Genomic DNA, 13,898 nt, shown 5'->3' on the forward strand with positions numbered 1-13,898 from the left:
GAACAAGGGCCCCCGAGTTTACGCAATCCGCACGTCGGTAGTGCCGGCCGCTGACCGGCAACCTCGGCTGGCAGATGGCGAAATTGCCGGCCAGCGGCCGGCACTACCATGTGAATTCACCGCTACAATTGCCATCGCACTCCGGCATGAAGACCCCTGCCCCTTGAACACCCCTGCATTGCTGGCCGCCAGCGGCCTGAGCTTCTCCCGCAATGACGAGCCGGTGTTCGGCCCGCTGGACTTCCATGTGGACGCCGGCGAGGCACTGCTGGTGCAGGGTGGCAATGGCGCCGGCAAGACCACCCTGCTGCGCGTGCTGGCCGGCCTGGCCCGGCCCGGCGCCGGCCAGGTGCGGATCGACGGCAAGCCCGCCAGCAACGCCGAGCGTGCGCGCTATGTCGCCTATCTCAGCCACCTGCCGGCGCTGAAGCCGGACCTCGGTACGCTGGAGAACCTGCACTTCCTGTGTGGCCTGCACGGCCGCCGCGTGCGGCAGATGCCCGGCAACGCGCTGGCCATCGTCGGCCTGGCCGGTTACGAGGACACTCTGGTACGCCACCTGTCGGCCGGGCAGAAGCGGCGGCTGGCACTGGCGCGCATCTGGCTGTCGCCGGCGCCGCTGTGGCTGCTGGACGAGCCCTATGCCAACCTCGACCTGGAGGGCATCACCCTGGTCAACCGGATGATTTCGGCGCACCTGCGCGCCGGTGGCGCTGCGCTGGTCACCACCCACGGCGCCTATGCCGCACCGCCGGTGCGTACCCGCCAGCTCGACCTCGGCGGTGCCGCATGATCGCGCCGGGTACCGAACCGGGCCTGTGGCAGACCGCAGGCGCCCTGCTCAAGCGCGACCTGCGCCTGCTCTGGCGCCGCCGCGGCGACGCGCTGCAACCGCTGCTGTTCGCGGTGCTGGTGGTGGTGCTGTTCGCGCTGGCGCAGGGCCGCGAGCCACAGCTGCTGGCCGCCACCGCCGGCGCGGTGCTGTGGCTGGCCGTGCTGCTGGCGGGACAGCTGTCGCTGGATTCGCTGTTCCGTTCCGATGCCGAAGACGGCTCGTTGGAACAATGGCTGCTGGCGCCGGTGCCGCTGGCCTGGCTGGTGCTGGTACGCGTGCTGCTGCACTGGGCCACCACCGCCCTGCCGTTGATCGTGGTCAGCCCGCTGCTGGCCGAAATGCTGCATCTGCCGCATGACCAGCTGCCGATGTTGCTGGCATCGTTGCTGCTGGGAACGCCGTTGCTGAGCCTGATCGGTGGCGTGGTCGCTGCACTGACCGTCGGCATCCGGCGCTCTGGTATTCTCGTGGCGTTGCTGTCGTTGCCGCTGTACGTGCCCGTGCTGGTGTTCGGCGCAGGCAGCCTGGCGGCAGCCGGGCGCGGGCAGGATCCGGTCGGTGCGCTGCTGATGCTGGGCGCTGGCCTGCTGGTCGCGCTGGTGCTGGCTCCGCTGGCCACTGCTGCTGCAATACGTATTTCTCTGAGTTGACCGAGCTGAGAGCCAATCCACCCCTGCTGGATAGCCGCCACGCATGAATCCGATTGTCCGCTGGTTCCACCAACTCGGTTCGCCTCCCACGTTCGACCGTTTCGCCGCCCGCTGGTCGCGGGTGTTCTACCTCGCCGCAGTGCCGGTGCTGCTGGTCGGCATGTGGCAGGCGCTGCTGGTGGTTCCGCCGGAAGCCAAGCAGCTGGACAGTTTCCGCATCCTCTACATCCACGTCCCCAGTGCCTGGATGAGCCTGTTCGTGTTCGCACTGATGGCGCTGTACGCGGCCATCGCGCTGATCTGGCGGATCAAGGTCTGCGAGATCCTGGCCATGGCCTGCGCGCCGATGGGCGCCGGTTTCACCCTGATCACCCTGCTGACCGGCAGCATCTGGGGCAAGGGCACCTGGGGCACCTGGTGGGACTGGGACCCGCGCATGACCAGCGAGCTGGTGCTGCTGTTCCTGTACCTGGGCGTGATCGGCCTGTACCACGCCATCGAGGACCGCCGCAGCGCCGCACGCGCGGCCGGCCTGCTGGCCATCGTCGGTGTCAGCCTGCTGCCAGTGATCCGCTATTCGGTGGACTGGTGGGGCGGCCTGCACCAGCGCCAGTCCATCAACGTGTTCGGTGAATCGGCGATCAGCAGCGCGATGATCGCGCCGCTGTGGTGGATGGTGATCGGCACCAAGTTCTGGTTTGCCGGTTCGGTGCTGGCCAAGGCGCGCTCTGACAATCTCGACCGCGAGGCCGGCAAGGCCTGGGTCGGTGGACGTGTCGGTGCCGAACGCCCTGTCCCGGAGGCCCAGCCATGACCCACCTTCCCTATGTGATCGGCGCCTACGCCGTGTTCGTACTGGTGCTCGGCGCCGATGCCATCGGTTCGTGGCTGCGACTGCGCGTGGCACGCCGGCTGGCACTGGCCCGCCAGCAACGCCAGCAGACCCGGGCGGGCAGGCAGGACGCAGCGACGCCGCTGTCGACGGAGCTGGAACGATGACGCCGGTACAACGCCGCCGCCTGGCCTGGGTACTGCTGGCACTGCTCGCCTCCGGCCTGGCCACCGCGCTGGTGGCGATGGCACTGGAGCGCAACATCGCCTACCTGTACACCCCTTCGGAAGTGCTGCGCGGCGATGTCGATGCGCAGTCGCGCTTCCGCTTGGGCGGCATGGTGGTGAAGGGCTCCTTCAACCGCCCGGTCGGCTCGCTGGAGGCGCGCTTCGAAGTGACCGACGGCGATGCACAGCTGGCGGTGACCACCTCGCGGATCCTGCCGGACATGTTCGCCGAAGGCACCGCGGTGGTCGCCAGTGGCCGCCTGCAGGACGGTGTCTTCGTCGCCGACGAAGTGCTGGCCAAGCACGATGAGAAGTACGTGCCGAAGGAAGTGGCCGACAAGATGGGCGATGCCCATCGCAGGCACGACGTGCCGGTGACGGCCCCCGAGGTGCGCTGAGTGCTGCCCGAACTGGGTCAGATCCTGCTGTTGTGTGCGTTGCTGGCCTCGCTGCTGCAGGCCGGCCTGCCGCTGGTCGGTGCGCATCGCAACAACGCGGCATGGATGGCAGTGGCGCGGCCTGCCGCCTTCGCGCAGCTGCTGCTGTTGGCCGGCGCGTTCGCGGTGCTGACCGCCGCGTTCGTGCAGCAGGATTTCTCGGTGCGCTACGTGGCCGAGAACTCCAATTCGCTGCTGCCGATGATCTACCGCTATTCGGCGGTGTGGGGTGCGCATGAGGGCTCGCTGCTGATGTGGGCGCTGGTGCTGGCATTGTGGACCGGCGCGGTGGCGCTGTTCTCGCGGCACCTGCCAGCACCGGTGCAGGCGCGCGTACTGGCGGTGATGGGCATTGTCAGCGTCGGCTTTCTCGCCTTCCTGATCTTCACCTCCAATCCGTTCCTGCGCCTGAACCCGGCGCCGCTGGAAGGCCGCGACCTCAACCCGCTGCTGCAGGACCCGGGGCTGATCATCCATCCGCCGATGCTGTACATCGGTTACGTGGGTTTCGCGGTGCCGTTCGCGTTCGCGGTGGCCGCGCTGCTGGAAGGCCGCGTCGATGCGCGCTGGCTGCGCTGGACGCGGCCGTGGACCAACGTCGCCTGGGGCTTCCTGACTCTTGGCATCGCGCTGGGCAGCTGGTGGGCCTACTACGAGCTGGGCTGGGGTGGCTGGTGGTTCTGGGACCCGGTGGAGAACGCCAGCTTCATGCCATGGCTGGTCGGTGCGGCACTGATCCATTCGCAGGCCGTCACTGAAAAGCGCGGCACGTTCGGCAGCTGGACCCTGCTGCTGGCGATCGCGGCCTTCGCGCTTTCGCTGCTGGGCACCTTCCTGGTGCGCTCGGGCGTGCTGACCAGCGTGCATTCGTTCGCCGCCGATCCGTCGCGTGGCCTGTTCATCCTGGTGTTCCTGTCGGTGCTGGTCGGTGGCAGCCTGCTGCTGTACGCGCTGCGCGCCAGCCAGCTGAGCGTGGACGCCGACGATCCGCGCCGTGGCTTTACCGCCACCTCGCGCGAGACCCTGCTGCTGGCCAACAACCTGCTGCTGGCCACCGCCTGCGCGATGGTCCTGCTGGGCACGCTGTACCCGCTGCTGGCCGATGCGCTGTCGCTGGGCAAGATCTCGGTCGGCCCGCCCTACTTCGGCAGTCTGTTCCTGCTGCTGATGGCGCCGATGATCCTGCTGCTGCCGTTCGGCCCGCTGGTGAAGTGGCAGCGCGACCAAACTTCGCGTGCATTCGCGCTGCTGGCGCCATGGCTGGGGCTGGCCGTGCTGCTGGGCGCGCTGGCCTGGTGGCAGGCGCCGCAGAACGGCTGGAAGGCCGGCATCGGCGTCGCCGCTGCGGCCTGGGTCGCACTCGGCACCGCACGCTTCGTCTGGCAGCGCCTGCGCGGCAATGGCCGCTTCACCGCCGAGATGCTCGGCATGATCGTCGCCCACGCCGGCATCGCCGTGTTCCTGGCTGGCGCGCTGCTGGTCGAAGCGCTGAACGTGCAGCGTGAAGTGGCGCTGGCACCGGGCCAGCATCTGGTGGTCGGTCGCTACGAAGTGCGCTTCGAGGGCGTGGACCATCGCGAAGGCCCCAATTTCATCGCCGACCGCGGTCACCTGCGGGTGTTCCGCGACGGCCGCGAACTGGCCCTGCTGCACCCGGAGAAGCGCCAGTACGCCAGCGGCGGCCAGGTGATGACCGAGGCCGGCATCGATGCACGCTTCGACGGCGATGTCTACGTGGCATTGGGCGAGCCGCTGGGCAACAATGCATGGGCGGTACGGGTGCACATCAAGCCGTTCGTGCGCTGGATCTGGCTGGGCGCGCTGTTGATGGCCCTGGGCGGATTCATCGCCGCCGCCGACCGCCGTTTCCGTCGTCCGTAGGAGTTTCCATGTCCGAGTCCCCTGCCCCGCGCCCCTCCCGCCCGCTGCCGCCGGTAGCCATCGTGATCGGCGTGCTGTTCTTCTTCGGCCTGCTCGGGCTGATGATCTACGGGGTGATGAAATCGGGTGACCCGCAGCGCGACGTGCTGCCGTCTGCGCTGATCGACAAGCCGGCACCCGCGTTCGCGCTCCCGGTGCTGCACGATCCGGAGATGATCGTGCACAGCGACGACCTGCGCGGTGCGCCCTACCTGCTGAACGTATGGGGCAGCTGGTGCGCGGCCTGCCGCGAGGAACACCCGGTGCTGACCCGCTTCGCGGAAAGCAAGCGCGTGCGCGTGATCGGCTACAACTGGAAGGATGATCCGAAGGACGCGCTGCACTGGCTGGAGCAGCTGGGCAACCCGTTCATGGTGGTGCTCAGCGACGTCGAGGGCCGCACCGCGATCGACTGGGGCGTGACCGCTGCGCCAGAAACCTTCCTGGTTGATGGCAGTGGCATCGTACGCTGGAAGTACAGCGGAGCGATGACCCAGCGCGTGGTCGACGAGAAGCTGATCCCGGCACTGGAGAAGATCGAGAAGGCCCAGGGCAGTGCCGGCAACACCCTGCATACGGCGCCCTGAGCCGATGCGCTGGCTGCTGGCGCTGCTGCTCCTGATGCTGCCGCTGGCCGCGCTGGCCCAGCAGCCGCTGCACGATCCGCAGCCGCTGCAGTTCCGCGATGGTGCCGAGGAACGCCGCTTCCATGACCTGGCCGCGCAGCTGCGCTGCGTGCAGTGCCAGAACCAGTCGCTGGCCGACTCCAACGCGCAGATCGCCCAGGACCTGCGCCGGGAGGTGCTGCAGTTGATGCAGCAGGGCCACGACGACGCACAGATCAAGCAGTTCCTGGTCGCCCGCTATGGCGACTTCGTGCTCTATCAACCGCCGCTGCAGCCGGGCACCTGGCTGCTGTGGGGTGGGCCTCTGCTGATGCTCGGCGCCGGTGCACTGGTGGTGCTGGGCATCGTCCGCCGACGTGGACGCACCGTCGGCGCGGCGCCGGCCGGCAAGGCCGATGAAGGAGACGAATGGTGAACCATTGGCTGCCGGTGCTGGCCGGCCTGGTTGCTGCGCTGATGGCAGCACTGGTGCTGTGGCCGTTGCGCCACCACGGTCGTCGCGGTTTCGTGGTCGGCGTGTTCGCACTGGGCGTGGCCGGTGCCTGCCTGTACCTGCTGGTCGGTGATCCGCGTGCAGCACAGTTACAGCCGACGCCGTCGGTAGCCACCCTGCGCGATGGCGTGCAGGCCCTGCAGGATGCACTGAAGCGCGACCCTCAGCGTGCCGATGGCTGGGCATTGCTCGGGCGTTCGCAGGCAGAACTGGGCAATGCCTCAGCTGCGGCAGACGCCTTCGCGAAGGCCGCCGAATTGGCACCGGATGATCCTGGTGTGCTGGTGGAAGCCGCGCAGGCGCGCGCGCAGGCTGATGCCGGCAAGCAGTTCGATGACACCGCGATGGCCTGGTTGCAGCAGGCACGTACACAGGCCCCTGACGCCGAGCGCGCCAGCTGGCTGCTGGGCATCGCCCTGCGCCAACGCGGAAGGAATGCCGAGGCCGCGGATGTGTGGAGCGGCCTGCTGCCGCGACTGGAACCGGGTGCCGCGCAGGCGCTGCAGGCGCAGATCGCGATTGCCCGCGAGGCCGCCGGCCATGCGCCCGATGCTGGCGTTGCGGCGCCACCGGCGCTGCTGCAGGTGCGCGTGCAGCTGCCGGCACTGAACAACGACGAGTGGCCCGCCAGCACCCGGGTGTTCGTGCTGGCCCGTGCCGTCGGCGGCCCGCCGATGCCGGTGGCCGCTCGCAAGCTGCCGCTGAGCGGATTCCCGGACACGGTCGGGCTGGGCGACGGTGACAGTCCGATGCCAACCGCACCGCTGTCGGCCCATCGCGAAGTGGAAGTGCTGGCACGCATCTCGCGCACCGGCAGCGCCAATCGCAGCGAGGGCGACCTGCAAAGCGACGTGGTGCGGGTGACGCTGCCGCATGACGGCGTGGTTGAGCTGCGGTTTCCCTGACTTGTAGAGCCGAGCCCACGCTCGGCTGCGATTGGGTTGCCGGCGCCCGCCAGCCGAGCATCGGCTCGGCTCTACAGCAGATCCACGCCATGCGTGGATACGACGGTCCGGTCCGCGTCCACCCGCTGCTGGAAACCAGCGTGTCGCCAGCTCCACAGGCCGCCCCGCTAGAATGCGTGCATGACCGAATTCATCCCGCCCGGCACCCGCTTCCACGCCCTGCCCTCGCCCTTCCCGTTCAAGCGCGGTGGCGCCCTGCATGGTGCACGGGTGGCCTACGAGACCTGGGGAACGCTGGCGACTGACGCCAGCAATGCGATCCTGATCGTGACCGGCCTGTCGCCGGATGCGCATGCGGCGGCCAACGAGGCCAATCCGGCACCGGGCTGGTGGGAAGCGATGGTTGGCCCCGACAAACCCATCGATACCAACCGCTGGTTCGTGGTGTGCGTGAATTCGCTGGGCAGCTGCAAGGGCTCGACCGGCCCGGCTTCGCTCAACCCGGCCAACGGTGAGCCCTACCGCCTGGACTTCCCCGAACTGTCCATCGAGGACGGCGCTCGCGCCGCGATCGAAGTCGTGCGTGCGCTGGGCATCGGGCAGCTGGCCTGCGTGGTCGGCAACTCGATGGGCGGTATGACGGCCCTTGCCATCCTGATGCTGCATCCGGGCATCGCGCGCAGCCACGTCAACATTTCCGGCAGCGCGCAGGCGTTGCCGTTCTCGATCGCGATCCGCTCGCTGCAGCGCGAGGCAATCCGCCTTGACCCCCGCTGGAATGGCGGCCACTACGACGACGACGCGTATCCCGAGTCCGGCATGCGCATGGCGCGCAAGCTGGGCGTGATCACCTACCGCTCGGCGCTGGAGTGGGATGGCCGCTTCGGCCGCGTGCGGCTGGATTCGGACCAGACCGACGACGATCCGTTCGGCCTGGAGTTCCAGGTGGAAAGCTATCTGGAAGGCCACGCACGGCGCTTCGTGCGTTTCTTCGATCCGAACTGCTATCTGTACCTGAGCCGCTCGATGGACTGGTTCGACCTGGCCGAGTACGCCGATGGCGATGTGCTGGCCGGGCTCGCGAAGATCCGGGTGGAGAAGGCGCTGGCCATCGGCGCCAACACCGACATCCTGTTCCCGGTGCAGCAGCAGCAACAGGTCGCCGATGGCCTGCGTGCCGGAGGCGCTGACGCCCATTTCATCGGATTGGAGTCACCGCAGGGCCATGACGCCTTCCTCGTCGATTTCGAGCGTTTCGGCCCGGCCGTGCGCGGCTTCCTCGACGCATTGTAAGTGGCGTGGCGGCGTAACCTCGCACTGGCCGCGTTCGGCGCGTTGATCGCGCTGATGATCAGCGGCGTGCTGCCGCTGTGGCTGGGCGGCTGGTGCCTGCTGGCCAGTGCGGTGTCGTTCGGCCTCTATGGCCATGACAAGCGCGCGGCGCAGCGAAAGCAGTGGCGTATTCCCGAGCGCACCCTGCAGCTGCTGGCCTTTGCCGGTGGTTGGCCCGGCGCACTGCTGGGCCAGGCGATGTTCCGCCACAAGCACCGCAAGGCCGCGTTCCAATGGGTGTTCTGGCTGTGCGTGCTGGCCAACGTGGCCTCGATCGCGGTGATGCTGCGCGAGTTTTCGCGATAGCCAACCTGTAGAGGCGAGCCCATGCTCGGCTCCGTACAGAGGCAGCCGAGCATGGGCTCGGCTCTACAGTAGATCCACGCCACGCGCGGATGTGCATCGGTCAAAGTTCGCGGACCAACACCCCGTCGCGCAATCTGTACTGCGTATCGACCACGCCTTGAGGCAGATCATCGTGGGTGATCATCAGCAGGCTGCGCCCGTCCAGCAACCCGGAAAGGTCCTGCAACAGCGCGCGTGCGGTATCCACGTCGAGGCCTTCGGTCGGTTCGTCCAGCAGCAGGATCGGCGCATTGCGCAGCAGCGCGCGCGCCAGTGCCAACCGCCGCGCTTGGCCGGCTGACATCGTCGCGCCGTTCTCGCCCACCCAGGCCTGCAGGCCGCCGTTGCGCTCGGCCCATTCGCCCAGACGCACGCGGCGCAGCGCCGCCCACAACGCGGCGTCGCTGGCATCGGGATAACCAAGGCGCAGGTTCTCGGCCACGCTGCCGGCAAACACCGGCGCGTTCTGCGGCAGCCACGCCAGTTGCCGGTGCCAGTCAGCCTGGGCGAAATCACGCAGATCGCGGCCACCGTAGGTCAGCCGTCCCTGCTGCGGATCCCACAGCCGCAGCAGCAGGCTGGACAGCGTGGTCTTGCCGCTGCCGCTGTCGCCGCGAATCGCGATGCGCTCGCCCGGCGCCAAGGTCAGATGCAGGCCGGACAGCACCGGCCGCGCCGCACCGGGCCACTGGAAATGCACGTCATCCCACTGTACGCGCGCGGCCTGCGGTACCGGCTGCGGCGCCTGCGGATCGTCCACCGTCGGCGGTTGCTCGACGATGGCCTGCAACCGATCGGCGGCAATGCGCCCGGACTGCAGCGACTGCCAGGCCAGGCCCAGGCCGGCCCACAGCTCGATCAACGCCACGGTCAGGAACACCAGGCCCGCGGCCATCTCCGGCGCGATGCGCTGCTGTTCGGCCGCATGCAGGGCCAATGCCAGCATCGCCACCAGCCCCAGCCCGGCGACCAGACCGTGCAGCGTCGAGGCCGCGATCAGGCGCCAGCGGCGGCGGCGATCACGCGAGGCCAGCTGCTTGGCAGCTACGCGTACCTTGAGCTGCCAGGCCGCATCGGCGTGCAGCGCGGCCAGGTCACCCGCACCTTCCAGCCCTTCGAATGCAGCGGTACGCAATGCGGCACGATGCGCGGCACGGTCGGCCTCCTCGTCGTCATGGCCACGCACGCCCAGCCACGGCACGCCGAAGGCGATCAGCAGCGCCAGCACCGCCATCAGCACCGCAGCCGACGGCAGGATCAGTGCCGCCGAAACGATCGCGACCAGCGACAATCCGCCCAACGCCACCAGCGGCCCGATCGCACGCACCAGCAGGCCGTCCACTTCACCGATATCGCCGAGCAGGCGCGCCAGAAGGTCGCCGGTGCGCGTAGCCCCCAACCGTGCGGGTGCCAGCGGCAACGCGCGGCGGAAGAACCACACGCGCAGGTCGCGGGCGATGCGCAGCGTGGCGTCGTGGCCGACCAGCTTCTCGAAATAGCGCGACACGATGCGCGCCATCGTCAGCCCGCGTATGCCAGCGGACGGTGAAAAGAAGTTGAAGCCTTGGCCGAGGCCGGCCGCGCCAGCCAACGCGGCGGCGGTGAGGAAGCCACCGGACAGACCCAGCAGAGCGGTGCCGGCCAGCATGGTGGTCCACAGCAGCAGCACGGTGAGCAGCAGGCGCGGCCGATGGCGCAGGAACACCGCGCGCAGCGAATCAGGCGAACGGCTCATGCGCGCACCGCCTGTGCCGGCTCGACCAGGCGGCCTTCCGGCAACAGCAGGCAACGGTCGGCCCAGGCGATCACCGCCGGGCTGTGGGTGGCGACCACCACGCTGCGGCCACGTGCATAGGCGGCCAGGCTGCGCAAAAGCGCCGCTTCGGTATCGGCATCGAGGAACGCGGTGGGTTCGTCCAGCAGCAGCACCTGCGGATCGCGCAGCAACAACCGGGCCAGGCCGATACGACGGGCTTCGCCGCCGGACAGGCCGAAGCCACGTTCGCCGATCACCGTGTCCAGGCCCAGTGGCAGGCGCTGTGCGAACTGCAGCACCTGCGCGGCCTCGGCCACCGCACGAAGACGCGCATCGCTGGCACCCGGATCGGCCAGGCGCAGGTTGTCGGCAATGCTGCCGTGGAACAGGTAGGGGCGCTGGCTGGCATAGGCCACCTGCACACCGGGACGCAGCTGCAGCTTGCCGGCGCGCGGCGGCAGCCAGCCGGCCAGCGCTTCCAGCAGGGTGCTTTTACCGGAGCCGCTGGGACCAACCAGGGCCAGGCGCTGGCCCGGCTCCAGCCGCAGGTCCAGATCCTGCAGCACATCCTGCGGCGCGCCCAGCGGGCGCAGCACCAGCCCTTGTGCCTGCAGCGGCGGCAAGGCGGCCTCGGCCGGCTCCACCGCCAAAGGTGCAACCTCGTTCTCGATCAGGCCCTGCTCATCGGGCAGCGACTGCAGCAGGCGCTCCACTTCGGCGGCGGCGGCCAGTGCATTGGCGCGATCATGGTAATGCGCGGCCAGCCGTCGCAGCGGCGCATAGAATTCCGGTGCCAGCAGCAGGCAGAACAGCCCCGCACCCAGCGTCGGCACCGCTGCATGCAGCGACATCATGCCCAGATAGCTCAGGCCCAGGTACAGCGCCACCATCGCCACGCTCACCGAGGCGAAGAATTCCAGCACCGTGGACGAGAGGAAAGCGATGCGCAGAACCTTCAGGGTGCGCACGCGCACGCCTTCGGCAGCCGCCTCGATCCCCTCCAGCTCAGCTTCGCCGCGGCCATACAGGCGTAGCAGGCCCAGGCCCTTGATCCGGTCGGCGAAATGGCCGCTCATGCGTGCCAGCTCACCCAGCTGCGCACGGCCGGCCGCTTCGGCGCCCCAGCCCACCAGCATCATGAAAAATGGCACCAGCGGCGCAGTGAACAGCAGGATCAGCGCCACCACCCAGTCGACCCAGGCGACAGCGGCCAGGATCAGCAGCGGCACCACCACCACTTCAGTGCGCACCGGCAGGAAGCCGCTGTAATAGCTCTCGATCGCATCACCGTGATGCAGCATCAGTTCGCCCAGTTCGCCGGTGCGGCGCTGCCGCAGCCACAGTGGGCCGTGGCCCAGCAGGCGTGCGAACACGCGTTCGCGCAATGCCAGGCGTGCGGCGTCGGCCACGTCACCGGCAGCCGCCTGGGTGGCGCTGCCCAGCAGCGTGCGCAGCACCAGGATCACCGCCAGCCCACCCAGCGCTGGCAGTCCCGAGGCCAGCGGCACGCGCTCCACCAGCACCTGCTGCACCAGCCAGGCGATGGCGGCAGCCTGGCCGATCAACAGCGCGCCGGACAGGCTGATGCACAGCGCGGCCAAGCGCTGGCGGCCCCGGGCGGAGCGTGCCAGGTCGGCCAGCCAGGCCGTGCGCACACGCCGCTGGCGGGCGGTTTCAGCTTCCGGGGACAGGCCGTCAGGGGTCGTTTCGGCAGCGCTCAAGAGGTCTTCACGGGCAACGGGGGAGACACGGCATTGTAGGCGCAGGCAATAGCCCGCCCCTGCGGCCGGCGGTCGCAGTCTTCATCAGGTTGGCATACGATCAACCGGGGCACCTGTTCATACATTGATCTGGATCAAGGCTGTTTGAAGTAGTCGGTCACATCATTCACGTCGTAGACCACCCTTCCCGCCACCTGCAACGGCACTATCCAACGAGGTAGCCAGGCCATGATTGATCAGACAGTCGTAGAACTGTCGCGGCTGCAATTCGCGCTGACCGCGATGTACCACTTCCTATTCGTACCGCTCACCCTCGGCCTGTCCTTCATGGTGGCCATCATGGAGAGCGTGTACGTGATGACCGGCAAGGAGATCTGGCGCAGGATGACCCTGTTCTGGGGCGTCCTGTTCGGCATCAACTTCGCCATGGGCGTCGCCACTGGCATTGTCATGGAGTTCCAGTTCGGCATGAACTGGTCCTACTACAGCCACTACGTGGGTGACATCTTCGGTGCGCCGCTGGCCATCGAAGGCCTGATGGCCTTCTTCCTGGAAGCCACCTTCGTCGGCCTGTTCTTCTTCGGCTGGAACCGCCTGAGCAAGGTCAAGCACCTGATGGTGACCTGGCTGATGGCGCTGGGCACCAACCTGTCGGCGATCTGGATCCTGGTCGCCAACGGCTGGATGCAGAACCCGACCGGTGCGGTGTTCAACCCGGAAACCATGCGCATGGAAGTGGTCGACTTCATGGCGGTGGTGTTCAACCCGGTGGCGCAGGCCAAGTTCGTGCACACCGTCAGCGCCGGCTACGTGACCGGTGCGGTGTTCGTGATGGCGATCAGCGCCCTGTTCCTGCTGCGCAACAAGCACAAGGACCTGGCCCGACGTTCGTTCGCGGTGGCCGCGGCGTTCGGCCTGCTGTCCTCGCTGTCGGTGGTGGTGCTGGGTGACGAGAGTGGCTACGCCGCCAGCGAACACCAGAAGATGAAGCTGGCCGCGATCGAAGCGATGTGGGAGACCGAGCGTGCGCCGGCCGACTTCACCGCCTTCGGCATCCCGAACCAGGACACCCACCAGAACGACTACGCGGTGAAGATCCCCTACCTGATGGGCCTGATCGCCACCCGTTCGTTGAACCAGCCGATTCCGGGCATCCTGGAACTGGTCGAGCGCGCCGAACACCGCGTGCGTGGCGGCCAGCTGGCCTACGGCGCGCTGGAACGCCTGCGTGCGAACAAGAACGACGTCGAAGCACGCGAGATGTTCGACCGCCACTGGCAGGACCTGGGCCACGGCCTGCTGCTCAAGCGCTATCGTGATGACATCCTCAACGCCACCCCGCAGGAAATCTCGCAGGCGGCGATGGACACGGTGCCGCGCGTGATGCCGTTGTTCTGGACCTTCCGCGTGATGGCCGGCCTCGGCTTCTACCTCATCGCCTTCTTCGCCCTGGCCTTCTACTACTCCTGCCGCAACAATTTCCAGGACAAGCGCTGGTTCCTCAAGCTGGCCCTGTGGACGCTGCCGGCACCGTGGATCGCGATCGAGTGCGGCTGGTTCGTGGCCGAGTATGGTCGCCAGCCGTGGGCGGTCGATGGCGTGCTGCCAACCTTCTATGCGGCATCGGGGCTGGCCCTGCATGAAATCGTGCTGACCCTGGCCGGCTTCACCGCCATCTACACCGCGCTGATCGTGGTCGAGATCAAGCTGATGCTCAAGGCGATCCGCAAGGGTCCGGACGAGCTGCTGCCATCGCTGCAGTCGCCCCAGCCGCATGCTTCCCACAATGCCTCGGCGCCGGCCGCCGGCCAGGCCTGAG

At 68.2% G+C, this 13,898-nt stretch carries 14 protein-coding genes; 12 read left to right on the forward strand and 2 right to left on the reverse strand.

The annotated features are described in order from the left end of the window. Positions 1-40: 40 nt before the first annotated feature. The 11 genes from ccmA to AC5P8C_RS03665 all read left to right on the forward strand — a co-directional run bounded on the left by ccmA (position 41) and on the right by AC5P8C_RS03665 (position 8,563). Complete coding sequence (ccmA, locus tag AC5P8C_RS03615; RefSeq protein ID WP_425605135.1) at positions 41-793, forward strand: heme ABC exporter ATP-binding protein CcmA; 753 nt, start codon at positions 41-43, stop codon at positions 791-793. Next, positions 790-1,485, forward strand: a complete 696-nt coding sequence (ccmB, locus tag AC5P8C_RS03620; RefSeq protein ID WP_006456616.1) for a heme exporter protein CcmB — start codon at positions 790-792, stop codon at positions 1,483-1,485. The genes ccmA and ccmB overlap by 4 nt, the downstream gene beginning before the upstream one ends. A 43-nt stretch (positions 1,486-1,528) precedes the next feature. After that, positions 1,529-2,299, forward strand: a complete 771-nt coding sequence (gene ccmC / locus AC5P8C_RS03625) for a heme ABC transporter permease CcmC (RefSeq protein WP_019660475.1) — start codon at positions 1,529-1,531, stop codon at positions 2,297-2,299. Further along, positions 2,296-2,484, forward strand: a complete 189-nt coding sequence (gene ccmD / locus AC5P8C_RS03630) for a heme exporter protein CcmD (RefSeq protein ID WP_019660476.1) — start codon at positions 2,296-2,298, stop codon at positions 2,482-2,484. Before ccmC ends, ccmD begins: the two co-directional genes overlap by 4 nt. Then, complete coding sequence (ccmE, locus tag AC5P8C_RS03635) at positions 2,481-2,942, forward strand: cytochrome c maturation protein CcmE (RefSeq protein ID WP_019660477.1); 462 nt, start codon at positions 2,481-2,483, stop codon at positions 2,940-2,942. Before ccmD ends, ccmE begins: the two co-directional genes overlap by 4 nt. Then, positions 2,943-4,862, forward strand: a complete 1,920-nt coding sequence (locus AC5P8C_RS03640; protein ID WP_134729933.1) for a heme lyase CcmF/NrfE family subunit — start codon at positions 2,943-2,945, stop codon at positions 4,860-4,862. 8 nt (positions 4,863-4,870) lie between these two features. Beyond that, positions 4,871-5,488 carry a DsbE family thiol:disulfide interchange protein gene (locus AC5P8C_RS03645; protein WP_180832187.1) on the forward strand — a complete coding sequence of 206 codons (618 nt, stop codon included), beginning with the start codon at positions 4,871-4,873 and terminating at the stop codon, positions 5,486-5,488. 4 nt (positions 5,489-5,492) lie between these two features. Then, entirely contained in the window at positions 5,493-5,942 is a 450-nt protein-coding gene (locus tag AC5P8C_RS03650) for a cytochrome c-type biogenesis protein (protein WP_495218346.1), read from the forward strand. After that, complete coding sequence (locus tag AC5P8C_RS03655) at positions 5,936-6,925, forward strand: tetratricopeptide repeat protein (protein WP_495218347.1); 990 nt, start codon at positions 5,936-5,938, stop codon at positions 6,923-6,925. The genes AC5P8C_RS03650 and AC5P8C_RS03655 overlap by 7 nt, the downstream gene beginning before the upstream one ends. Before the next feature lie 180 nt (positions 6,926-7,105). Next, on the forward strand, positions 7,106-8,218 hold the full coding sequence (gene metX / locus AC5P8C_RS03660; RefSeq protein WP_019660482.1) for a homoserine O-acetyltransferase MetX: 1,113 nt from the start codon (positions 7,106-7,108) through the stop codon (positions 8,216-8,218). Beyond that, a complete protein-coding gene (locus AC5P8C_RS03665; RefSeq protein WP_019660483.1) occupies positions 8,219-8,563 on the forward strand; it encodes a DUF1294 domain-containing protein in 345 nt (114 codons plus the stop codon). Positions 8,564-8,663: 100 nt separating this feature from the next. On the opposite strand, the gene cydC is transcribed toward AC5P8C_RS03665, so the two are convergent. Together cydC and cydD are read right to left on the reverse strand one after the other, a co-directional pair. After that, entirely contained in the window at positions 8,664-10,337 is a 1,674-nt protein-coding gene (gene cydC / locus AC5P8C_RS03670; RefSeq protein WP_233653937.1) for a thiol reductant ABC exporter subunit CydC, read from the reverse strand. Further along, the gene (gene cydD, locus AC5P8C_RS03675; RefSeq protein WP_134735486.1) at positions 10,334-12,079 is read right to left on the reverse strand and encodes a thiol reductant ABC exporter subunit CydD; all 1,746 of its coding nucleotides are present in this window, start codon (positions 12,077-12,079) and stop codon (positions 10,334-10,336) included. Before cydD ends, cydC begins: the two co-directional genes overlap by 4 nt. Before the next feature lie 228 nt (positions 12,080-12,307). Between cydD and AC5P8C_RS03680 the strand changes: the two genes are divergently transcribed. Then, entirely contained in the window at positions 12,308-13,897 is a 1,590-nt protein-coding gene (locus tag AC5P8C_RS03680) for a cytochrome ubiquinol oxidase subunit I (RefSeq protein ID WP_134968853.1), read from the forward strand. Position 13,898 lies beyond the last annotated feature (1 nt).

Source organism: Stenotrophomonas sp. YJH_SMC_46 (assembly GCF_059370315.1).

Bases quoted from the DNA above. Each gene is read 5' to 3' on its own strand.
- ccmB (WP_006456616.1), top strand. From the start codon at position 790: ATGATCGCGCCGGGTACCGAACCGGGCCTGTGGCAGACCGCAGGCGCC.
- ccmC (WP_019660475.1), top strand. From the start codon at position 1,529: ATGAATCCGATTGTCCGCTGGTTCCACCAACTCGGTTCGCCTCCCACG.
- ccmD (WP_019660476.1), top strand. From the start codon at position 2,296: ATGACCCACCTTCCCTATGTGATCGGCGCCTACGCCGTGTTCGTACTG.
- ccmE (WP_019660477.1), top strand. From the start codon at position 2,481: ATGACGCCGGTACAACGCCGCCGCCTGGCCTGGGTACTGCTGGCACTG.
- AC5P8C_RS03645 (WP_180832187.1), top strand. From the start codon at position 4,871: ATGTCCGAGTCCCCTGCCCCGCGCCCCTCCCGCCCGCTGCCGCCGGTA.
- AC5P8C_RS03650 (WP_495218346.1), top strand. From the start codon at position 5,493: ATGCGCTGGCTGCTGGCGCTGCTGCTCCTGATGCTGCCGCTGGCCGCG.
- AC5P8C_RS03655 (WP_495218347.1), top strand. From the start codon at position 5,936: ATGGTGAACCATTGGCTGCCGGTGCTGGCCGGCCTGGTTGCTGCGCTG.
- metX (WP_019660482.1), top strand. From the start codon at position 7,106: ATGACCGAATTCATCCCGCCCGGCACCCGCTTCCACGCCCTGCCCTCG.
- cydC (WP_233653937.1), bottom strand. From the start codon at position 10,337: ATGAGCCGTTCGCCTGATTCGCTGCGCGCGGTGTTCCTGCGCCATCGG.
- AC5P8C_RS03680 (WP_134968853.1), top strand. From the start codon at position 12,308: ATGATTGATCAGACAGTCGTAGAACTGTCGCGGCTGCAATTCGCGCTG.